The sequence below is a fragment of the Aeromonas crassostreae genome, from assembly GCF_054052445.1.
This window is the reverse complement of the sequence record NZ_JBSTYM010000008.1, coordinates 75179-97342: the sequence shown is the minus strand read 5'-3', so window position 1 is coordinate 97342 and position 22164 is coordinate 75179. Positions and strand designations below refer to the sequence as shown.

Below are 22164 nucleotides of genomic sequence, written 5' to 3'. Positions count from 1 at the left end.
GCCGACTCGTTACTGGTCGGGGCCGAATGGCCCCGGCATTACCTGCCCTCAGGAAGAGGGCGTTTCATCGAGAAAGGAGCCAGACTGGCCCCTCTCTGTTAGAAGGTGCGACCTATGTTGAAGGAGAAGAACTCGGTCCTGTCACCCTCGTACTCCTTGAGCGGTCGCGCGATGGCGAACACCAGGGGGCCCATGGGGGAGAGCCACTGCAACGACAGGCCATAGGAGGCGCGGAAGTTGGTGGGATCCGAGTAGTCCAGCAGGTACTTGCAGCCCGTGGTGCAGCGATCCTTGTACTGGTCATAGTCGAAGGTGGTGTCCCACACCGAACCGGCATCGAGGAAGACGCTGGTCCGCAGCTGGGGCTGATAGGTCTCGGACGCAAACGGCGTCGGCACTATCATCTCCAGAGAGGCCACCGCCAGGGCGTTGCCCCCCACCGAGCTGCTGGTGCCCTGGGTCACGTCATTGCCCGCGACGTTGTAGTAGTAGAGCGCCTTGGGACCGACCGTGTTGCTCTTGAAGCCACGCAGGGTATCGAAACCACCGGCGAAGTAGTTCTCGAAGAAGGGCAGCACGTGCTCGTAGTCACCGTTGTTGCCGTAACCGTTGCCGTAGGAGGCGCGGGCCCTGGCCATCAGCACCCACTGATGATCCGCATCGAACGGGAAGTAGTGGGCATCTTCGGCATTGAGCTTGAAGTACTGCAGATCCATGCCGGGCACCGTCACCTTGGCGTTGACGCGCTGGCGATCGCCATCGGTCGGGAAGGTGCCCTTGTTGAGGGTGGATCGGGTCCAGCCGGCGGTGACGTCAACCGTGTTGAAGGTCAGTCGGTTGTCGCCGTCTATGTTGCCGTTGTAGACCTTCCAGAACTCCTCTACCTGCTGATAGGGGTTGGGCTGGGAGAGCTTGTTGTTCTCGATCCCCAGGCTGAAGTCGAGGCGGTTGTTCTCGTTGACCGGGAAGCCGCTGGAGAGGCGGAAACCTATGGTGGTGTTCTCGTAGTCGACGATGTTGGCATCGCCCGCACTGAATTTGTTGTAGTAGAGGCGACCACCCAGGCTGACCCCGTCCACTGTGAAATAGGGATCGTTGTAGCTGAGATCGACGCTCTTGGAGTACTTGTTGGTACTGGCGGAGATGCCGATCTTCTTGCCGGTCCCCATGAAGTTGTCCTGCTGCAGGCCCGCCTGCAGGCTCAGGCCCGACTCGGTACCATAGCCGACACCGGCGTTGATGGAGCCTGCCGGCTGCTCCTTGACCTTGAAGTCGAGATCGACCTGATCGTCCCGGCCCGGTACCCGCTTGGTGTCCACCTCCGCGGTTTCGAAGAAGCCGAGGCGGTTGAGGCGGGTCTTGGACTGCTCGACGTTGTCGGAGGAGAGCCAGGTGCCCTCCATCTGACGCATCTCGCGCCGCAGCACCTCATCCTGGGTGGTGACGTTGCCGCTGAAGTTGATGTTGCGCACATAGACACGGGGGCCCGGCTCTATGTTGACGATCAGCTCCACCTCTTTGCTCTCGTCATTGATCTGCGGGAAGGTGGTGACCTTGGGATAGGCGTAGCCGTAACGACCGAGGAACTTGGAGAGCACCTCTTCGGTGTGGGTCACCTGGCTGGCGGAGTAGACGCTGCCGGCCTCGATGGGGATCAGCTCCTTCATCTCGGCGCCGCGGTCTATCATGTCGCCCTTGAGCTGGACGCCGGAGACCTTGTACTGATCCCCTTCCTTGAGGTTGAGGGTGACATAGACCCCCTTCTTGTCCGGGGTCATGGAAACCTGGGTGGACTCCTGGGCGAAGCGGATGTAGCCGCGGTCCAGGTAGTAGGAGCGCAGCACCTCGATGTCGCCGGCCAGTTTCTGTTTCTGGTAACGCTGATCGCCGGTGAAGTTCCACCAGGGCACGTCATCTTTCAAGGAGAGCTGGGCAAGCAACTTCTCTTCCGGGAACACCTGGTTGCCGACGATGTTGATCTGCTGGATCTTGGCGGCCTCACCCTCGACGAAGGTGAACTTGAGGTCGACCCGGTTGCGGGGCAGCGGGGTGACGATGGCCTTGACCTTGGCGGAGTATTTGCCCACGCCGTAGTAGAAATCTTCCAGTCCCTTCTCGAGGGAACTCAGCACGGTGCGATCCAGGGGGTCACCGACCCGGATGCCGGAGGACTCCAGGCTCTGGGTCAGCTGCTCTTCCTTGATGTCCTTGTTGCCGGAGAACTCGATGCTGGAGATGGTCGGCCGCTCCTTGACCGCCACTTGCAGCACGTTGCCGTCCCGATAGACCTTGACGTCCTCGAAGTTGCCCGAGGCATAGAGCCGCTTGATGGCGGCGGCCAGGGTCACGGGATCCACGGTGTCACCGACCCGGATCGGCAGGTTCAACAGGGCGGCGCCCAGGGTCACCCGCTGCAGCCCGTCGACCTGGATGTCTTGCACCACAAAAGAGGCAGGGGCCGCCTGGGCCAGGAAGCTGGCACCCAGCAGGCAACTCAACACCAATGCTTTTTTAACAGCCATTTTGTTCTTATGTGTCCTTGTTGATGCTCTGGCCTCAGAGGCGAGCGAAATCATTAAACAGCGCAATACCCATCAGCAACATCAGAATGGCGGCGCCTATCCTGAACCCCACTTCCTGAATCCGCTCCGAGACCGGCTTGCCGGTCACCGCCTCGATGAGGAAATAGACCAGGTGGCCACCATCGAGCACCGGCAGGGGGAACAGATTGATGATCCCCAGGTTGACGCTGATCAGCGCCAGGAAGCCGAGAAAATAGACCAGACCATAATCGGCGCTGTTGCCCGCGCCCTTGGCGATGGAGATGGGGCCGCTCAGGTTGTCCAGCGACACTATGCCACCGATCAGCTTGCCTATCATGTCGAAGGTGAGCGTGATCAGGCTCCAGGTCTTGTGCATACCCTGCCAGAGGGCATCGAACGGCCCATACTGTAACAGAATTCGATATTCATCCGGTAATGGAACCACCTGAGGCGATATCCCTACGAATCCCACCGCCTTGCCCTTCACCTGCCTGGACTGGGGGGTCAGCTCGATGGGCAGTTCGCCGCCATCCCGCGCTATGGTCAGTCGCAGGGGTTGCTCGGGAGAGGACTGCACCTGGCCCACGAAGCGAGCCCAGTCGGTCAGCGGCTCCCCCTCCAGGGTCAGGATCTTGTCGCCCTTGCGCATCCCGGCCGCCGCGGCGGCGCCCCCCTCCACCACCTCGGCCACCACCGGCAGCACCTTGGCACCCAGGGGCACTATCCCCAGGCTGGAGATGGGGGACTCCTTGTCCGGATCGAACTGCCAGTCGTGCAGCATCAGCGTCTTGTCGGTGGCGTAGCTGCTCTGGGGCGCGGTCAGCTTGAGGGTGACGGCGTCCTCCCCCAGGTGGCTGATGAGGGCATAGGTGATGCTCTCCCAGTCGCCGGTCGGCTCACCGGCCACCTCGACGATCTGCATGCCGGGCAGCAGCCCCGCCTCGGCGGCGATGGAGCCGGTGCGCACCTCGTCGACGATGGGCTTGACGCTCGGCACCCCTATGATGAACATCAGCCAGAAGGCAAACAGGGCGAACACGAAGTTCGCCATGGGGCCGGCGGCGACGATGGCCATCCGCGCCCAGACGCTCTTGTGGTTGAAGGCCTGGGCCTCCTCCCCCGGCTTGAGTTCGTCGACCCGGCCGTCCAGCATCTTGACGTAACCGCCCAGGGGGATCAGGGCCAGCACATACTCGGTGCCATCCTTGCCCATCTTGCGCCAGATTGCCTTGCCAAAGCCGATGGAGAAACGCTCCACCTTGACACCGCAACGACGGGCCACCCAGAAGTGGCCAAACTCATGGACCGCCACCAGCAATCCGAGGGCGACGACGAAGGCGCCTATGTTCCACAGCAGCGTGCCCATCAGCCCAGCACCTCGACGCGGTGTGCGGCCCTGCACCCGAAGGGGGGAGTGGCAATCTGCCTGAGCGCGTCATTCATCGGCTAAGTTCCTCAATCAAGTCGTGAGCCCGGGCCCGGGCCGCCCCATCCAGGGCAATCAAATCATCCAGCGAACCGGCCCCCTGCTGACCGAAGGCCTGCAGGGCCGCCTCGTTGACTCTGGCAATATCCATGAAACCGATGCGCTCGGCAAGGAAAGCCGCTACCGCCGCCTCGTTGGCGGCATTGAGGGCCGTGGTGGCCGCCTGACCTTGTCGGCAGGCGCTCATGGCCAGGGCCAGGCAGGGATAACGATCCAGGTCGGGCCGGATAAAGCTGAACTCTCCGACACTGAAGAAATCCAAAGGTTCCACCCCGGAGGAGATACGGTCCGGATAGGCCAGGGCGTGGGCGATGGGGGTGCACATGTCCGGGTTGCCGAGCTGGGCCAGCACGGAGCCGTCCTTGTACTGCACCATGGAGTGGATGACGGACTGGGGATGGATGACCACCTGGATCTGCTCGGGGGCGGCATTGAACAACCAGCGCGCCTCTATGTACTCCAGCCCCTTGTTGAACATGGTGGCGGAGTCCACCGAGATCTTGGCCCCCATGGACCAGTTGGGGTGCGCCACCGCCTGGGCCGGGGTGACAGAGGCCAGCTCGCCTAGCTCGCTGTAGCGAAACGGACCGCCGGAGCCGGTGAGCAGTATCTTGCTTATGCCGGCAGCGGCCAGATCGCAGAAGCCGGGCTGGCGCTGGATGGCCTCGGGCAGGCACTGGAAGATGGCATTGTGTTCGCTGTCGATGGGCAACAGCTCGGCGCCATGGTCGCGCACCGCCTCCATGAAGAAGGCGCCGGACATCACCAGGGCCTCCTTGTTGGCCAGCAGAATGCGCTTGCCGGCGCGCACGGCGGCCATGGTGGGGGCCAGCCCGGCCGCACCGACGATGGCCGCCATCACGCTGTGGGCATCGGGGTGCGCCGCCACCTCGCACAGCGCCTTGGCGCCAGACAGCACCCGGGTCTGGCTGCCGTGGGCCCTGAGTCGGCTCGCCAGTTCACGGGCGGCCGTCTCGTCCACCATGACGGCGAAGCGGGGGGAAAATTCGAGGCAGTCCCGCACCATGGCATCCAGGCTGCGCCAGGCGGTCAGGGCCAGCACCTGCCAGCGGCCGGGATTGCGGCGCAGCACCTTGAGGGTGCTCTGGCCGATGGAGCCGGAGGCCCCCAGGATCACGAGCTGGCGCATCAGACCCCCTGGCTCAGCAGCAGATAGCTGAGCAGGAACACGGGCAATGCCGCGGTCAGGCTGTCGATGCGATCCAGGATGCCGCCGTGACCCGGCAGCAGGGTGCCGGAATCCTTGATGCCGGCTTCCCGCTTGAACATGCTTTCGGTCAGATCGCCGAGCACCGAGGCCAGCACCGCCAGCAGGGAGCAGAGCAGCACGGTTGCCATCTTGGCAGGGACGAAGCCCATGAACCAGGTGACCCCGACCGCCAGCAGTCCTGCGGTCAACAGGCCGCCGCACAGCCCTTCGATGGTTTTACCCGGGCTCACCGCCGGCGCCAGCTTGTGCTTGCCGAACGCCTTGCCGAAAAAATACGCGCCAGAATCTGCCGCCCAGACCAGTCCCATGACGAACAACAGGATCCAGGCGCCCATGGCGGAGTCGTGATAGAAGTTGTAGCCGCGAATGGCGACCATGGACCAGAAGAAGGGGATCAGGGTAACCAGACCGAACAGGGACTTGAGCCAGATAGACTCCTTCCACAGCCGGGCGCTTTGGGGATAGCGCAGCACCAGCAGCAGGCCGAGCAGCCACCAGCTGGCGGCGGTCCAGAGCACCCCCATCAGCAGGGGATGCAAGTCCGGCGTCCATAGCTGCTCCACCGGCAGCCACACCAGGCTGGCCCCCAGCAGCAGGCAGAACAGCAGCGGGATCCACTCCCGCCGCTCGGTACTCACGAAACCACTCCATTCACGACTGGCCAGCAGAAAGACCAGGGCTGCCAACAGGGCAAAAAATTTCAAAGGCAAGAAAAACAGCGCCCCCAGCACCAGGGGGATCAGACACAATGCGGTAATAATTCGTTGTTTTAGCAAAAGAAACCTCTCTCTTGGGAGCGGGGTTTAGCCGGTCTGTTGCGCGGCGATCAATTCCCGGATCTGTTCACCCGTACACCCGAAGCGACGCTCGCGGGCCACGAAAGAGGCAACTGCCTCACTGAACTCGGCCTCGTCAAAGTCGGGCCATAACACAGGGGTAAAATGGAGCTCGGCATAGGCGAGCTGCCATAACAAAAAGTTGCTGATGCGGTGATCACCACCGGTGCGGATCAGCAGATCGACCGCAGGCAGGTCCGCCATGCAGATGGCTTGCCCCAGTCGTGTCTCATCTATCTCGTCGGCCTGAAGTTCACCGGCCGCCACGGCCCGAGCCAGTTGGCGCGCCGCCTGGGCGATGTCCCACTGACCGCCATAGTTGGCGGCGATGTTGAGGGTCAACCCGGTGTTGCCATCGGTCAGCGCCTCCGCCTTGGCGATCTTGCCCCTCAGCCGCTCGCTGAAACGCGAGGTATCGCCGATGACCCGCAAGCGGATGCCATGGCTGTGCAGCTTCTTGACCTCGCTGCCCAGTACGGTGAGGAAGAGTTCCATCAGGGCACTGACCTCCCCTTCCGGGCGGCGCCAGTTCTCGCTGGAGAACGCAAACAGGGTCAGGGCTTCCATCTTGGCCTGGGCGGCAAAGGTGACGGCCGCCCGCACGGCCTTGACGCCGGCCTTGTGCCCATAGACCCGCATCTTGCCACGGTTCTCGGCCCAGCGCCCGTTGCCATCCATGATGATGGCCACATGGCGGGGCAGACACTGGTTGGCGCTATCGCCTAACGCTGCCAAACGCGACATTCATTTCTCCCACAAAGACAAAAGCGCCGTGCAGGGGCACTACACGGCGCTCGTAATATACCTGTCAGAGCCTTAGATTTCCATTAGCTCCTTTTCCTTCGCGGCCAGGGCTTCATCCACCAGCTTGACGAAAGAATCGGTGAGTTTCTGGATCTCTTCCTGGGCACGACGGTCGTCGTCTTCGGAGATCTCCTTGTCCTTGAGCAGCGCCTTCAGGTCTGCGTTGGCATCGCGGCGGATGTTGCGCACGGCGACACGGGCACCTTCGGCCTCGGCACGGACGATCTTGGTCAGATCCTTGCGGCGCTCTTCGGTCAGCGGCGGCAGGGGTACCCGCAGGGTCTGGCCGTTGCTGGACGGGTTCAGGCCTAGATCCGAGGTCAGGATGGCTTTTTCCACCGCCTGGATCATGGAGCGATCGAAGATGGAGATGGACAGGGTGCGGGCATCTTCAGCCACCACGTTGGCCAACTGCTTGAGCGGAGTCGCTGCGCCATAGTACTCAACCTGGATGCCGTCGAGCAGGCTCGGGTGAGCGCGGCCAGTACGGATCTTGGACATCTGGGATTTGAGCGATTCTACGCTCTTGGACATGCGGTCCTTGGCGTCGTTTTTAATCTCGTTGATCACAGTGGTTTTCCTTTTGGCGAACGAACCCGCAACGGGTCCGTTTCTGACTTATTTACTGACGTAATGGATAAGAGTCCTTTCGGCTCATTTACCAATGTGGTGGATCAGGGTGCCTTCCGGCTCACCCATGATAACCCGACGCAGGGCACCCGGCTTGTTCATGTTGAACACCCGGATCGGCAGGTCGTGGTCACGCGCCAGGGTAAAGGCGGCAAGATCCATTACTTTGAGTTCTTTATCAAGCACTTCGTCATAGCTCAGCTCATGATACAGCACGGCGTCCGGATTCTTAACCGGATCATCGGTGAACACACCATCGACCTTGGTGGCCTTGAGCACGACGTCAGCCTCGATCTCGATCCCGCGCAGGCAGGCCGCAGAATCGGTGGTGAAGAAGGGGTTGCCGGTACCGGCGGAGAAGATGACGACCTTGCCGGCGCGCAACTGGCTGATCGCCTCGGCCCAGACATAGGAGTCACAGATGCCCTGCAGGGAGATGGCAGACATCAGACGGGCATTCACATAAGCACGATGCAGGGCATCACGCATGGCCAGGCCGTTCATCACGGTGGCCAGCATACCCATGTGGTCACCCACCACGCGGTTCATGCCCGCCTTGGCAAGACCGGCACCCCGGAACAGGTTGCCGCCGCCGATGACCAGACCGACCTGAACACCCAGCTCAACCAGTTCCTTGATCTCTTGGGCCATGCGATCCAGCACCGCCGGATCGATGCCGAAGCCTTCTGCGCCTTGCAGGGCCTCACCACTCAACTTAAGAAGAACGCGTCTGTATGCAGGTTTGGGATTGGTACTCATGTCACTGATTCCTGGTCATATAAAGACCGCGACATAAGTCGCGGTCTGGAGTTAGCGAAAACCGGTTCGGTTATGCCTTCTGAGCAGCCGCGATCTGGGCAGCCACTTCGGCAGCGAAGTCAGTTTCCTGCTTCTCGATGCCTTCGCCTACTTCGAAGCGAGTGAAGGAGACAACGTCAGCACCTTCTTTCTTCAGCAGCTCGGCAACGGTCATGGACGGATCCTTGACGAAGGGTTGACCAGTCAGGGAGACCTCACCGGTGAACTTCTTCATGCGGCCTTCAACCATCTTCTCGGCGATCTCTTTGGGCTTGCCGGAGTTGATGGCGATGTCGATCTGGATTTCGCGCTCTTTGGCAACGACTTCGGCAGACACATCTTCGGGCTTGACGAACTGCGGGCTGTTGGCAGCAACGTGCATGGCCAGATCTTTGGCCAGCTCGTCGGAACCACCGGTCAGCTTGGTGATAACACCGATGCGGGAACCGTGCACGTAGGTACCCAGGTTGTCACCTTCCACCAGCATCACGCGACGCAGGTTCATGTTCTCACCGATCTTGGCGATCAGGTTGGTGATGGTCAGCTCGACGGTCTCGCCGTTGCCGAAGTCAGCCGCTTTCAGGGCGTCAACGTCAGCAATCTTCTGGGTGGCAGCGATCTCGACGATCTTCTGACCCATGGCCAGGAAGCCGGCATCCTTGGAGACGAAGTCGGTCTCGCAGTTCAGCTCGATCATCACGGCAACCTTGCCTTCGGTACGGGCAAAGATCACGCCTTCGGCGGCGATACGGCCCGCTTTCTTGGCGGCCTTGGCCTGACCAGATTTGCGCATGTTTTCGATAGCCAGTTCGATATCACCGTTGGCTTCTTCCAGCGCTTTTTTGCAATCCATCATGCCAGCGGCGGTGCGCTCGCGCAGTTCTTTCACCAGGGCGGCGGAAATATTTGCCATGTCCAGTATCCTCGGTCTCGAGTTATCAAGAAACAGGGGCCACAAGGGCCCCTGCTAACCAATTACATCAGCTTGGTTAATAAGGGCTTTAACAGACCTTATCAATTACTCAGCTTCAACGAAGCCATCTTGTTCGGCTTGAACAACGATGTCTTGAGCGCGCGCTTCCAGTACGGTATCAGCAGCAGCGTTCAGGTACAGTTGAACGGCACGGATCGCATCGTCGTTACCCGGGATGACGTAATCAACGCCGTCCGGATTGGAGTTGGTATCAACGATGGAGACAACCGGGATACCCAGGTTGTTGGCTTCTTTGATAGCGATGTGCTCGTGGTCGGCATCGATCACGAACAGAACGTCAGGCAGGCCGCCCATGTTCTTGATACCACCCAGGCTCTTCTCCAGCTTGTCCATTTCGCGAGTACGCATCAGCGCCTCTTTCTTGGTCAGCTTTTCGAAGGTACCGTCTTGGCTCTGGGTTTCCAGATCTTTCAGACGCTTGATGGACTGACGAACGGTTTTCCAGTTGGTCAGCATGCCGCCCAGCCAGCGATGGTTCACATAGAACTGATCGCAACGAGCAGCAGCTTCTTTGACGGCTTCAGACGCGGCACGCTTGGTACCAACGAACAGTACCTTGCCTTTCTTGGCAGCAACGGAACTCACGAAGTTCATGGCTTCATCAAACATCGGAACGGTTTTTTCCAGGTTGATGATGTGAACCTTGCTGCGGGCACCGAAGATGTAGGATTTCATTTTCGGGTTCCAGTAACGAGTCTGGTGACCGAAGTGAACGCCGGCTTGCAGCATGTCGCGCATAGAAACTTTAGCCATTTTATACCTCTGTATTGGGGTTAGGCCTCCACACATCCCATGTAACCGACCCCAGAGGGGCACCCCGGTACAGGTGTCGATGTGTGTGTGTTATTGATTAAGGGTGATGAAACCTGGACCAGTAGTTCCGGTTCCGGCGCGCTTTATACCATAAGTTTGCCTGAGGCGCCACCGGCAGCCGTGCTAAAAACCGGGGCCCCAGCTTCACTCTGTGCCAGAGATTTGACCCTGTGATGACAATCACACTGGAAGTCGGCGGGGGTTGCGGATAAAATTTTGCCCTGATTGCAAACGCATCTATTTTTCATTACCTGCTTGTTGTCGGCCATGCCGGCGAGGAACCAGGCCGCAAGAGAGATCCCATGTCCATTAAAATCAAGACGCCGGAAGAGATTGAAAAGATGCGCGTTGCCGGCCAGCTGGCCGCCGATGTGCTGGTGATGATAGCCCCCCACGTCAAGGCGGGCGTCACCACTGACGAGCTCAACACTCTGTGCCATGACTTCATCGTCGATGTCCAGCAGGCCATTCCCGCGCCCCTGAACTACCACGGTTTCCCCAAGTCCATCTGCACCTCGGTCAACGACGTCATCTGTCACGGCATCCCCAACCACAAGAAACTGCGGGAAGGGGACATCATCAACCTGGACATCACCGTCATCAAGGATGGCTACCATGGCGACACCTCCGCCATGTTCATCGTCGGCCAGACCACGCCCCTGCGCCGTCAGCTGTGCAAGATAGCCCAGGAGAGCCTGTACGCCGCCATCAAGCGGGTACGCCCCGGCATGTGCATCACCGAGATTGGTGCCGTGATCCAGCCCATCGTCGAGCAGGCGGGCTTCTCCGTGGTGCGCGACTACTGCGGCCACGGCATCGGCGCCGAATTCCACGAAGAGCCGCAGATCCTGCACTATCGCAACAGCGGCAAGCTGGAGCTCAAGCCGGGCATGTGCTTCACCATAGAGCCCATGGTCAACAGCAAGAAGTACCACTGCCGCACCAACCCGAAAGATGGCTGGACTGTCACCACCAAGGATGGCGGCGACTCCGCCCAGTGGGAACACACCCTGCTGGTGACCGAGGATGGCTGCGAGGTGCTCACCCTGCGCCCCGACGACACTATCGACCGCCATATCAAACACGGTTAACATCAAACCCCGGCCCCGCGCCGGGGTTTGTGTTTTCAAGATGACGAGATGCCATGGACGCCAGCCTGCTTTCCCCCCACCTGCTCCCCGATGACGACCTCGGCCGGGACAACTGCAAAGAGTATCTGAGCCGCTTTCTCGGCTGGTTGCACGAGCGCTTCGATGCCGGTGACAACATCATAGAGCTGGTCGCCACCCGCTCCCTCTACATGGATCAGCTGCTGACCCGGCTGTGGCACAAGTTCGGCTTCGATCAGGAGACCCACCTCACCCTGATTGCGGTCGGCGGTTATGGCCGAGGCGAGCTGCACCCCCACTCCGACATCGACCTGCTGATCCTCTACCAGGGGGATGAGCTGGATGAGGCCCTGGGCCAGCGCATAGGCGAGTTCATCACCCTGCTCTGGGATCTCAAGCTGGAGGTGGGCCAGTCGGTGCGCAACCTGGCCGAGTGCATCGAACAGGGGCTGGCCGACATCACGGTCGCCACCAACCTCATCGAGGCGCGTTACATCACCGGCCATCTGGCCGGCTTCGAGGCGCTGCAGCGGGCGACCCGCCCCGAGGTGTTCTGGTCGAGCGAGGATTTCTTTCGCGCCAAACGCGCCGAACAGACCCAGCGTCACCAGCAGTTCCTCGGCACCGCCTACAAGCTCGAGCCCGACCTCAAGAGCAACCCCGGGGGGCTGCGGGATATCCAGACCCTGGCCTGGGTCGCCCGCCGCCACTTCGGCGCCACCACCCTGTTCGAGATGACCAGCCACGGCTTTCTCAACCGGGCCGAGTACCGCGAGTTGCTCGACTGCCAGAACTTCCTGTGGAAGGTACGCTTCGCCCTGCACATGGCCATCAACCGGGGCGACAACCGGCTGCTGTTCGACAGGCAGCGCACCGTGGCCGAGATGCTCGGCTTCGAGGGGGAAGGCAACCGACCGGTGGAGCAGATGATGAAGCGCTTCTACCAGACGGTGCGCCGGGTCTCCGAGCTCAACGAGATGCTGCTGCAGCTGTTTGACGAGGCGATCCTCGGCAACACCGCCATGGACGTGCGCCGTATCAGCGACGAATTCCAACTGCGCGGCCGCCTCATCGATGCGGTGGATGCCGAGCTGTTTGGCCGCGATCCGGCCGCCATACTGCGGCTCTTCTACCAGATAGCCCAGCACCCCGAGATAGCCGGCATCCACTCCGCCACCCTGCGCCAGCTGCGGGAGGCGCGGCGCAAGCTCGACTGCTGGTTGCAGGAGATCCCCGAGTGCCGGCGCCTGTTCATGGCGCTGCTGCGCCACCCCGGCGGCATCGGCCAGCCCCTCACGCTTATGCACAAATACGGGATCCTCGCGGCCTACCTGCCCCAGTGGAACCTCATCGTCGGCCAGATGCAGTTCGACATGTTCCACGCCTACACGGTGGACGAGCACACCCACCGGCTGCTCAAGAACATCCACCAGTTTCCCAATCCGGCCAGCCGCCAGACTCACCCCCTCTGCCACGAGATCTTCAATCGGCTGCGCAAACCTGAGCTGCTCTGCATCGCCGCCCTGTTTCACGACATCGCCAAGGGGCGACGCGGGGATCACTCCGAGCTCGGCGCCGTCGATGCCCTGGAGTTCTGCCAGCTGCACGGCCTGGATCGCTACGAGAGCCGACTGGTGGCCTGGCTGGTGCGCCACCATCTGCTGATGTCGGTCACCGCCCAGCGCCGGGATATCCACGACCCCGAGGTGGTCACCGACTTCGCCCAGAAGGTGCGCGATGAACAGCATCTGGATCTGCTCTACTGCCTGACGGTGGCCGATATCTGCGCCACCAACGACACCCTGTGGAACGACTGGAAGGGCACCCTGCTGCGGGAGCTCTACTTCACCACCCAGAAGGCGCTGCGTCAGGGGCTGGAGAATCCTCCCGACATTCGGCTGCGCATCCGTGAAAACCAGCGTCAGGCGCGCCAGCTGCTCAGCCAGCGCCACCTGGACGATGCCTCCATCACGGCCCTGTGGAGCGACTTCAAGGCAGACTACTTCCTGCGTCACAGCCCGGAGCAGATCGCCTGGCACAGCCGCCATATTCTGGAGCAGGAGGGGGCCGGCGAGACGCCCCTGGTCACCATAGGCAAGCACCCGACCCGGGGCGGCAGCGAGGTGTTCATCTACTGCCGCGACACGCCTAACCTGTTCGCCACCGTGGCCTCGGCCCTGGATCAGAAGAACCTCAACATCCACGACGCCCAGATCATGAGCTCCCGCAGCGGCTATGTGCTCGATACCTTCATCGTGCTCGAGCCCAATGGCGAGCCCATCAGCCCGAATCGCACCGCCACCATCAAGAAGGCGCTGGAAAAGGCCCTGCAGGAGCCGGGCAGGCTGGTGCTGCGCAACAAGCCCCTGTCACGGCGCCATCGCCAGTTCCTGGTGCCGACCCGGGTGGTGTTCCTGCCCCACAAGGGCGAGAACCGCCACACCCTGCTGGAGCTGACCGCCCTGGATACCCCCGGCCTGTTGGCCCGCATCGGCGCCGTGTTCCAGCAGTGCGGCCTCTCCCTGCATGCCGCCAAGATCACCACCATCGGCGAGCGGGTCGAGGATTTCTTCAGCCTGACCAATCGCGACGGCGAGCCCCTGACCCAGGAGGAGCAGCGGGCCCTGGAAGAGAAGCTGGTGCATCAGCTCAACCCTCAGGAGCAGGAAGCCTGAGCCAAGTGAACCTATTGGGCCACGCCTGCCGCGGTTATGGGGAAGAAATCCCCTCTCCCCCTTAAACCCGGCGGGAAAAGTGTGATACAACAAACAGAATTTTTTCAAAGGAACCCCACCATGACCGAGTTGCAACAGATCATCGAGTCGGCCTTCGAGCGCCGTGATACCATCACCCCTGGCACGGTAGACGGCGCCACCAAGGCCGCCATACTGCAAGCCATCGAGCTGCTGGACAGCGGCAAGGCCCGGGTGGCCGAGAAGATCGCCGGCGAGTGGGTCGTCCACCAGTGGCTGAAAAAAGCGGTGCTGCTCTATTTTCGCATCAATGACAACGGCATCATCAAGGGTGACGACGCCCAGTACTTCGACAAGGTCCCCCTCAAGTTCTCCGACTACAGCGCCGAGCAGTTCAAGGAAGCGGGCGTGCGCGTGGTGCCGCCGGCCACCGCGCGCAAGGGCTCCTTCATCGCCCCCAATACCGTGCTGATGCCCTCCTACGTCAACATCGGCGCCTTCGTCGATGAGGGCACCATGGTCGACACCTGGGCCACCGTCGGCTCCTGCGCCCAGATAGGCAAGAACGTCCACCTCTCCGGCGGCGTCGGCATCGGCGGCGTGCTGGAACCCCTGCAGGCCAACCCGACCATCATCGAAGACAACTGCTTCATCGGTGCCCGCTCCGAAGTGGTTGAAGGGGTGATCGTCGAAGAGGGCTCCGTCATCTCCATGGGCGTCTTCATCGGCCAGTCCACCCGCATCTATGACCGTGAAACCGGCGAGATCCACTATGGCCGCGTCCCGGCCGGCTCCGTGGTGGTCTCCGGCTCCCTGCCTTCCAAGTGCGGCAAGTACAGCCTGTACGCCGCCGTCATCGTCAAGAAGGTGGATGCCAAGACCCGTGCCAAGGTCGGCATCAACGCCCTGCTGCGCTCCATCGACGAGTAACATGCCGCACGGCTTGCACAAAGGGCACCTTCGGGTGCCCTTTTTCGTTTCCAGCGCCTCCTGAAAGCGGGGGCGGCTCATCAGCCAGCATCCATCCCCTGCGGCGAATCCGGCACACCGCGCCGGCACGAGAGGGGCCTGAACGGCACCGCTGATTTTGGTGCCCCAGTCACAGGTCGGTCGCACTTTCTCGGCTATCATGGCTGGGCAAGACGCTTTCAAGTCAAGGAACAGTCGAATGTACGAGAATCTGAAGAGTTTGGGGATCCAGGATCCCACCGCGGTGGACAGCTATACCCTGCGCCAGGAAGCCAACCACGACATCCTCAAGATCTACTTCAAGAAGCAGAAAGGGGAGTTCTTCGCCAAGAGTGTCAAATTCAAGTACCCACGCCAGCGCAAGACCATACTGGTGGACTCGGGCACCCATCAGTACAAGGATGTCACCGAGATCAACGCCAATCTCAAGTACGTGGTCGATGAGCTCGACAGCCTGACTCAGGGAGTCCATGTTCAGGCAGATCAGGATCTCAAGAAGAAGATTTTGCGTGACCTGCGCCATCTGGAAAAAGTGGTGGCCAACAAGATAAGCGAGATAGAAAAGGATCTGGAAAAGCTCTGAGCCTGCCGCCATGCCGGCTCGCTGCAACAACAAGGGTGCCTCTCTGGGCACCCTTGTTGTTGCATCTGCGCCCCGGGGTCGCAGATGCCCAGCATGAAAGAGGGAGGCCAACGCCTCCCTCTTTCGTCTTCTGTCTGTCAAGCAAGCGGATTAGTTGCTCTTCATCCAGATATCCATGTCGGTCTTCAGGTTGTCGGACTTGGTACCGAAGATGGCTTGCACGCCGGAGCCTGCCACCACCACACCGGCGGCGCCCAGCTTCTTCAGACCAGACTGGTCAACCTTGGCCACGTCTTTCACGCCCACCCGCAGACGGGTGATGCAGGCATCCAGAGAGGCGATGTTCTCTTTACCACCGAAGGCACTGACCAGGGCGGCAGACATCTCGTCCTTGCTCTGACCCACGGTCTCTTCGGCGGCTTCATCTTCACGGCCCGGGGTTTTCAGGTTCATGGTACGGATGACGAAGCTGAATACCACGTAGTAGAGCGCGGCATAGGCCAGACCCAGACCCACCAGCAGCAGCATGTTGTCGGCGCGCGGCGATTGCACCACGAAGTCGATGAAGCCGTTGGAGAAGGTGTGACCGTGCACCACGCCCAGGGAGTTGGTCAGCACGTAGGCCAGACCCGCCAGCAGCGCGTGGATGGCGTACAGTACCGGGGCGATGAACAGGAAGGAGAACTCGATCGGCTCGGTGATACCGGTCAGGAAGGAGGTCAGGGCGGCAGAGGCCATGATGCCTACGATCTTGGCGCGGTTTTCCGGCTTGGCGGCGTGAGCGATGGCAAACGCGGCGGCAGGCAGACCGAACATCTTGAACAGGTAGCCACCGGCCAGCTGACCGAAGCCGTTGCCGGCGGCGCGGGTGGCGTCATCGGCGGTCAGGAAGCAGGTCATGATGCCGTGTACGGTTTCACCGGCGCCGTTGACGCAGGTACCGGCCTGATAGAAGAAGGGCACGTTCCAGATGTGGTGCAGACCGAACGGGATCAGGGAGCGTTCAACCACGCCGTAGATACCGAAAGCCAGGACAGGGTTCTGGTTGGCAGCCCAGTCGGAGAAGGCACCGATGGCGGCGCCAACGGGCGGCCAAATCACGGAGAGGATCACACCCAGGCCGATGGAGACGAAACCTGTAATGATGGGTACGGCACGCTTGCCGGCGAAGAAGCCCAGGTACTCGGGCAGCTGGATCTTGTAGAAGCGATTGAACGCCCAGGCGGCCACACCACCGGCGAGGATACCCCCCAGAACACCGGTCTCGATGTTCTCAACGCCCATCACGGGTGCCATTACCTTCAGGGTGGCGGTCATGATGCCGTAGCCAACGATGGCTGACAGGCCGGAGACGCCGTCGTTGTTGGTAAAGCCGAGGGCCACGCCCACCGCAAACAGCAGAGCCATCTGACCGAATACGGAACCACCCGCCTGCTCCATCAACTGGGAGACAATTTCTGGCATCCAGCTGAAGTGGGCGGCACCCACCCCAAGCAGAATACCTGCAACGGGCAAGACCGATACAGGCAGCATCAGCGCCTTACCGACTTTTTGCAGATTGGAGAATGCATTTTGTAACATGTGTGTACTCCTGAATGATTGTTCCCTAACGGACCCGTTCGAAGTTAAGCCTATCATCCGCATGAATGCTAACCAGAACCGGGAGATGGGGTGTTTTTTATTTTGACCAAGTCAATATACCCCATGGAATAGGGAAATTCTTCAGTCAGGAATTAGCAGATAAGAAATTTGGGGAAGAGATCACAAGATGATTGACACAAGACAAGAATAACATTTAAGAGTTAATATTCTTCACAATAACTATATTTCATTCTCATGAAAACTGCTGTTTCATATTGTATTTTAACCCTACCAAACACAACCAACTGAAACGCAGTGTAACTCAACGTAACCAACCATTGGTTAAGTGTAGACCCAATATAATCATTAAAAAGGCCCCCGACAATGGAGGCCTGATAAATATAGCTCAGTGATGGTAAACGCATTATTTCTGCTGAGAACGTTTCACCGCATCGACGAACACGGATTTTGCCTTGGTGGAACCGGCCCGTTCGGCCTCGTTGACCAATTGCATTGCCTTGTCGATATCCCCGCCCTTCACCGCTTTTTCGATCTGGCTGTGATAGAAGGCTTCCGTCTCGCTCAACATGGCGGGTGCCGGCTTGCTCGGCGCCGTGGCCACCAGGGCCGTGCCCCCCACGGCGGCAGCCGTGGCGGTCGTTGCCGGCTGACTCATGGCCACCTTGTCGGCATACTCGGGCTTGAACACGGCTTCAATGCCCTGTGCCTTGGCCATGTCGGTGACCACTATCTGCACCAGGCCCCAGGGAGAGTGCGGGATCACGGGATCCGGCACGGCCGGCTCCACCGTGTTGTTGGCCCGGGCGAAGGCCTTGGCGGGATGCAGTATGGTGGTGCTGCCAGAGAGCGCATCGGCAGGGGTGTAGACAATCATATAGGTTTCGGCTGCCGGATTGCCCGGCATGCTGCGATCGACAAATACCTTGCCTTCGATGCGATCACCATCCATCAGGTGTGCCGGCTGGTAAGCAAATACGGACTCCCCGAGCACACGGGTCACCTTGAAGTTGCCATCCAGCATGATGACCTTGGGCTGCAATACGGACTTGCCTACCTGAGAGGCCAGACGGATATAGAGGTTACCCGTGTCCTTGGGCAGACGATAGGCGGCAAAATAGCTCATGCCTTCATCGAAACGATAGCTGGGCTGCTTGCCATCCAGGCTGAGCAGCGTCTCCCCTTCTGGCAGATTGGCGTACTGGAATTCGTTGAAACCGGCACAGCAACTATTGGCCTGGGCGAGGGCTTGCCTGGCCTGGTCGGCGCTTTCCAGCACGGCGCCATGCTCTTGCAAGGAGACCCCCATGTTACCCGCACAACCGGTCAACCAGGCGGTCACTACGGCTGCAATCGACATCTTTACCAGCGTCATTCTTATTATCCCCATAATCCAGTGGCCGTTACCCGGCGAAACGAAACTGCCCCCAAGTGGGGGCAGTGACTAACTTAACTGAAAGCCGGGCTTACCACCAAGCTTCCGCTTGGATACCGAAGTTCCAGGTGTTGTCGTCGTTGTTGCTGCCATTGAAAGTCTGGCCATTGTCACCACCGGACTTCAGGTAGGAAGCAAATACGCGAATTTCCGGACGGGCCCAGAAGCTGGAACCGGCGGACCAGGCTTGAGCGATGGTGTACTTCTGACCGCTGCTGTCCTTGCTGTCCTGATCACGGACGTCCTTGGTGTCACGATAGTAACCCAGCTCCAGGATGGTCTTCTGGATGTCATCCCACTTGTACATGGGACGGATCACCGCGGAGAAGGTATCGGCATCGGAGCCGGTTACACCATCGATGGTCACGTCGTTGGACTGACCGTAAACCAGTTGGTGACCAAACTCGACCTTGTCACCGACCGGCAGCACGCCCCAGTTGATGATGCGGAAACCATCACCGCTGGCGCCATCCTGGCTGGTCCAGCTACCTGCACCGTAGTAGATGGGCAAGGTGGCGTAGCTGTCGCTCATGTACTGCAGCACGGTCTTGTTGAAACCACCCAGCATGTTCTGAGTCAGTTCTGCGGTCAGCATGACGCCATCTTTGATGTCGTCGTTCACTTTTTCCTGATCGTCGGTCGGATTGGCGATGGCGTAGTCGACACCCAGCTCCAGGGAGGCATCGCTCCAGAGCGGAATACCGGCATAACGGACATCCAGGATGTTGTTGTTCAGCTCGCCAGCATCGCTGCGGGTCCAAGCCAGGGACACTTTGCCCGGGCCAGCCTGGATGTTCTCGACACCGGCACCGGCGCCAGACACATCCCAGTAGTAGAAGTCAGAGATGTGGATGTCGTGACGCTGGTAGAAGCGCTTGCCTGCCCACAGGGTTGCTTCCGGGGCGAAACCGAGCACACCCTTGGCCTGGACGTTGAACTGACGCAGGGCGAAAGTGGCATCGTCTTCACACTGTTTGGTGTCGAAGTTGCAGCTGGTGCCAGTGCCTTCCCAGTCGTTGGACTGGTTGCTGACCATGGCGACCATGGAGTCAACGTAGAAGGACTTGCCATCCTTGTTGTAGACCTCCTGGCCCAGTTGTACTTCACCGTAGGTCTCGTTCTCGTTACCCAGACGACCTACTTTGAACTTTTCGAAAGTCTGCATGTCGCCATCTTCGGAGACGCCGACACCGGAACGGAAGTAGCCGTGGAAATCAACGGCGAAGGCGGCTTGAGAAGCCAGGGCTGCAGTTACTGCGGCAGCGATCGGGAGCCACTTTGCTTTCATTTTCATTTTCCTTATTTCCCGCTGTGGAGTGTGTGTCCTGAGGTTTTACTTCCTATCACCATAAAAACGTTTGGGTGATAACCGAGGTCGATTATAGGTAGGTGATATAGGGACAAACATGAGCCAATTCACAAAACAGGGACAAACAGCGCCCACTCTGACAGCAGGGGCAATAACGCCCCACAAAGAGCAAATATCAGCAACAATCAACCAATATAACAACCATGATGCCGCACAACGACAAAATGAAAGCGCTATCAACAATTAATTTGCGACGAGTAAAAAGTAACTTCATGACGAGTGAATGGCAAAAACATGACTGAAATCGCTTTCAATGAGGAACTTTTAAATTTGGGACTTGTCAGCGCAACAGTACTTTATCCATGGTGATGTCATGACGGAGATCTCTCAGCAGGATAGGTGAAACAGAAATAATGCCCACCACAAGGCGGCGGGCAATAAAAATAACGGGCCAAATATTGGCCCGATTATTCCGAATAAAAGCGTTAATTATTTTCTCTTTGGTCTGATCAGATACTTTCTTGCCACTCTTTCAGCCAGGCGAGCGCCACCACTTCCGGCTCGTCCACCTGGGTCGCATCTATTTCCAGTCGGGGCAGCAGGGCATGGGCCCCCAACTCCTCGAGCAGGGTGTCAAGCTGGCGACCGGCGCCGCAGAAGTGTTCATAGCTGCTGTCACCCATGGCGATCAGCGCATAATTGAGCCCCTTCATATAGGGGGCCCTCTCCCTGAGGTCGGCGGCAAAGGGCTCCAGGTTGGGGGGAATATCCCCCTGGCCCGTGGTCGCCGACACCAGCAGCAGGAAACGATTGGTACTTATGTCTTCGAGACGCGCCTCCTCGTGGAGACGGCACTCATGGCCCAGCCCCTCCAACGACGCCATCAGCGTCTGTGCCACCAGAAAGGCGGCGCCATAGACGCTGCCCACTACGATATCTATCTGTGCCATCTTGCCTCCTCAGTCGGGGAATGACCCCAGCATGCCACAGTGGGCGGGGAGGGAACAGGGCAAGGCACCAGGTGGCAGAAGCGGCCTGCAGGTCAGTAATCACTCTCGCTGGCGGGCCATCCCAACTTGGCAAACAGGCCCAGCAGCTCGGCGCCGAGGGGAGCCTGGATCCGCATCGGCACCTTGAGCACAGGGTGCTCGAAGCTCAGGGTGCGCGCCACCAGCAGCAGGCGCTGGCAGTCAAAGTGCTCTCGAAAGAAGCGATTGTGGCGGCCATCACCATGGGTGGTGTCCCCGACGATGGGGTGGAACAGGTGATCGAGATGGCGGCGCAGCTGATGCTTGCGGCCGGTGTGGGGCGCCAGGCGCACCAGGCTGTAGCGACTGGTGGCATGCTTCTTGGACACCGCATGGGGCAGCTCCACCTGATGCAGCCGGCTGAAACTGGTCACCGCCTCCTGGGCGGGCTTGTCCGGATCGGCGAAGGCATCGGCGATCTTGTCCAGCTGCTCCTTGAGGGGATAATCGATGAGCCCGCGGGTCGGTGCCCAGCCCCGTACCAGTGCCAGATACTCCTTGTGCACCCGTCGCCCGGCAAACGCCTCGGTCAGGCTGCGGGCCACCTCGGGACTCAGGGCAAAGAGCAGCACGCCCGAGGTCGGCCGGTCGAGCCGATGCACCGGATAGACGTGACGCCCCCCGATGAGATCCCGGGTCATCTGCATGGCGAAGCGGGTCTCGCCCTTGTCGAGCCAGCTGCGGTGCACCAGCAGGCCGGAGGGCTTGTTGACCGCCACCAGCCAGTCATCCTGATAGAGCAGGGTCGGCGCCAGCGCATCCTCCCCGGGCTCACAGCCAGGGGTCAGGGGCTCACTCATTTTTCCACCACCTTGCCGGAGAGCAGCAGATCGAAGCGGGCGATAAGCCGCAGCAAATCGGCCACCTCCGCCAGGTTCTCCTTGTAGCTCTCGCTCGCCATGGGATAGAGGGAGACATTGGCGGGCAGGGGCGCCTGCAACATGACCAGCTGCTCCATGCGCGGGATCAGCACGAACTGCAGCCACTGATCGAAGCTCAGGGTATCGACGCAAAACGGCAGCGTGCTGGCCAGCGCCTCTTCCCCCGGGTGGTCGCTCTGCCAGCGTTCCAGACGCTGCAGCTCGGCGCTCAGCTCGCCCAGCAGGCCAGCCACCAACAGATACTTGTTCATCATCTACTCCTCAAGGCCGGGAGCCTCGCTCAATCGGGCCGCTCGCATCGGCCGCCAGATACCATCAGAGATAGCCCAGCCGGTCGCATCGGCTGCCGGATGCCATCAGAGGCAGGGGCTGATCCGTCGGCGGGGATACACAAAGGGGCGCCACTATACACAATCTCGCCAC

At 60.2% G+C, this 22164-nt stretch carries 19 protein-coding genes; 4 read left to right on the top strand and 15 right to left on the bottom strand.

Annotation, left to right across the window (positions count from 1 at the left end; translation table 11 throughout):
• Positions 1-98: 98 nt before the first annotated feature.
• From bamA to rpsB, 9 genes are all read right to left on the bottom strand, one after another.
• Positions 99-2522, bottom strand: a complete 2424-nt coding sequence (gene bamA, locus ACW5W4_RS08495) for an outer membrane protein assembly factor BamA (RefSeq protein WP_427260698.1) — start codon at positions 2520-2522, stop codon at positions 99-101.
• A gap of 34 nt (positions 2523-2556) precedes the next feature.
• Positions 2557-3909, bottom strand: a complete 1353-nt coding sequence (gene rseP, locus ACW5W4_RS08490) for a sigma E protease regulator RseP (protein ID WP_456689073.1) — start codon at positions 3907-3909, stop codon at positions 2557-2559.
• Between the two features lie 73 nt (positions 3910-3982).
• A complete protein-coding gene (ispC, locus tag ACW5W4_RS08485) occupies positions 3983-5179 on the bottom strand; it encodes a 1-deoxy-D-xylulose-5-phosphate reductoisomerase (RefSeq protein ID WP_427260696.1) in 1197 nt (398 codons plus the stop codon).
• Complete coding sequence (locus tag ACW5W4_RS08480; RefSeq protein ID WP_427260695.1) at positions 5179-6036, bottom strand: phosphatidate cytidylyltransferase; 858 nt, start codon at positions 6034-6036, stop codon at positions 5179-5181. The genes ispC and ACW5W4_RS08480 overlap by 1 nt, the downstream gene beginning before the upstream one ends.
• Positions 6037-6063: 27 nt before the next feature.
• Positions 6064-6840, bottom strand: coding sequence for a polyprenyl diphosphate synthase (gene uppS / locus ACW5W4_RS08475; protein WP_041993377.1), 777 nt, complete (start codon positions 6838-6840; stop codon positions 6064-6066).
• A gap of 72 nt (positions 6841-6912) precedes the next feature.
• A complete protein-coding gene (gene frr, locus ACW5W4_RS08470) occupies positions 6913-7470 on the bottom strand; it encodes a ribosome recycling factor (RefSeq protein WP_041993374.1) in 558 nt (185 codons plus the stop codon).
• An 84-nt stretch (positions 7471-7554) separates the two neighbouring features.
• Positions 7555-8289: a UMP kinase gene (gene pyrH, locus ACW5W4_RS08465; RefSeq protein ID WP_427260694.1), complete on the bottom strand. Its 735-nt coding sequence runs from the start codon at positions 8287-8289 to the stop codon at positions 7555-7557.
• Positions 8290-8359: 70 nt separating this feature from the next.
• Complete coding sequence (tsf, locus tag ACW5W4_RS08460; RefSeq protein WP_041993370.1) at positions 8360-9241, bottom strand: translation elongation factor Ts; 882 nt, start codon at positions 9239-9241, stop codon at positions 8360-8362.
• A 105-nt stretch (positions 9242-9346) separates the two neighbouring features.
• Positions 9347-10075 carry a 30S ribosomal protein S2 gene (rpsB, locus tag ACW5W4_RS08455; protein WP_408792521.1) on the bottom strand — a complete coding sequence of 243 codons (729 nt, stop codon included), beginning with the start codon at positions 10073-10075 and terminating at the stop codon, positions 9347-9349.
• Positions 10076-10437: 362 nt separating this feature from the next.
• On the opposite strand from rpsB, the gene map reads away from it, so the two are divergent.
• The 4 genes from map to ACW5W4_RS08435 all read left to right on the top strand — a co-directional run bounded on the left by map (position 10438) and on the right by ACW5W4_RS08435 (position 15489).
• Complete coding sequence (map, locus tag ACW5W4_RS08450; RefSeq protein WP_408792522.1) at positions 10438-11226, top strand: type I methionyl aminopeptidase; 789 nt, start codon at positions 10438-10440, stop codon at positions 11224-11226.
• Between the two features lie 53 nt (positions 11227-11279).
• Positions 11280-13919 (top strand): bifunctional uridylyltransferase/uridylyl-removing protein GlnD, encoded by a 2640-nt coding sequence (gene glnD / locus ACW5W4_RS08445; RefSeq protein WP_408792524.1) that lies wholly within the window; start codon positions 11280-11282, stop codon positions 13917-13919.
• Positions 13920-14039: 120 nt separating this feature from the next.
• Entirely contained in the window at positions 14040-14867 is an 828-nt protein-coding gene (gene dapD / locus ACW5W4_RS08440) for a 2,3,4,5-tetrahydropyridine-2,6-dicarboxylate N-succinyltransferase (protein WP_041993357.1), read from the top strand.
• Positions 14868-15105: 238 nt separating this feature from the next.
• The gene (locus ACW5W4_RS08435; protein ID WP_041993354.1) at positions 15106-15489 is read left to right on the top strand and encodes a DUF3461 family protein; all 384 of its coding nucleotides are present in this window, start codon (positions 15106-15108) and stop codon (positions 15487-15489) included.
• 150 nt (positions 15490-15639) lie between these two features.
• Here the strand turns inward: ACW5W4_RS08435 and ptsG are convergent, their stop codons facing one another.
• The 6 genes from ptsG to ACW5W4_RS08405 all read right to left on the bottom strand — a co-directional run bounded on the left by ptsG (position 15640) and on the right by ACW5W4_RS08405 (position 21992).
• The gene (gene ptsG / locus ACW5W4_RS08430) at positions 15640-17070 is read right to left on the bottom strand and encodes a PTS glucose transporter subunit IIBC (protein WP_427260690.1); all 1431 of its coding nucleotides are present in this window, start codon (positions 17068-17070) and stop codon (positions 15640-15642) included.
• A gap of 424 nt (positions 17071-17494) precedes the next feature.
• Positions 17495-18463, bottom strand: coding sequence for a MalM family protein (locus ACW5W4_RS08425; RefSeq protein ID WP_456689072.1), 969 nt, complete (start codon positions 18461-18463; stop codon positions 17495-17497).
• Between the two features lie 91 nt (positions 18464-18554).
• Positions 18555-19811, bottom strand: a complete 1257-nt coding sequence (locus tag ACW5W4_RS08420; RefSeq protein ID WP_456689071.1) for a maltoporin — start codon at positions 19809-19811, stop codon at positions 18555-18557.
• 530 nt (positions 19812-20341) lie between these two features.
• Positions 20342-20782, bottom strand: coding sequence for a flavodoxin (locus ACW5W4_RS08415; RefSeq protein WP_456689070.1), 441 nt, complete (start codon positions 20780-20782; stop codon positions 20342-20344).
• A 92-nt stretch (positions 20783-20874) separates the two neighbouring features.
• Positions 20875-21660, bottom strand: a complete 786-nt coding sequence (gene truC, locus ACW5W4_RS08410) for a tRNA pseudouridine(65) synthase TruC (RefSeq protein ID WP_456689069.1) — start codon at positions 21658-21660, stop codon at positions 20875-20877.
• Positions 21657-21992 (bottom strand): YqcC family protein, encoded by a 336-nt coding sequence (locus tag ACW5W4_RS08405; RefSeq protein WP_408792534.1) that lies wholly within the window; start codon positions 21990-21992, stop codon positions 21657-21659. Before ACW5W4_RS08405 ends, truC begins: the two co-directional genes overlap by 4 nt.
• Positions 21993-22164: the final 172 nt, after the last annotated feature.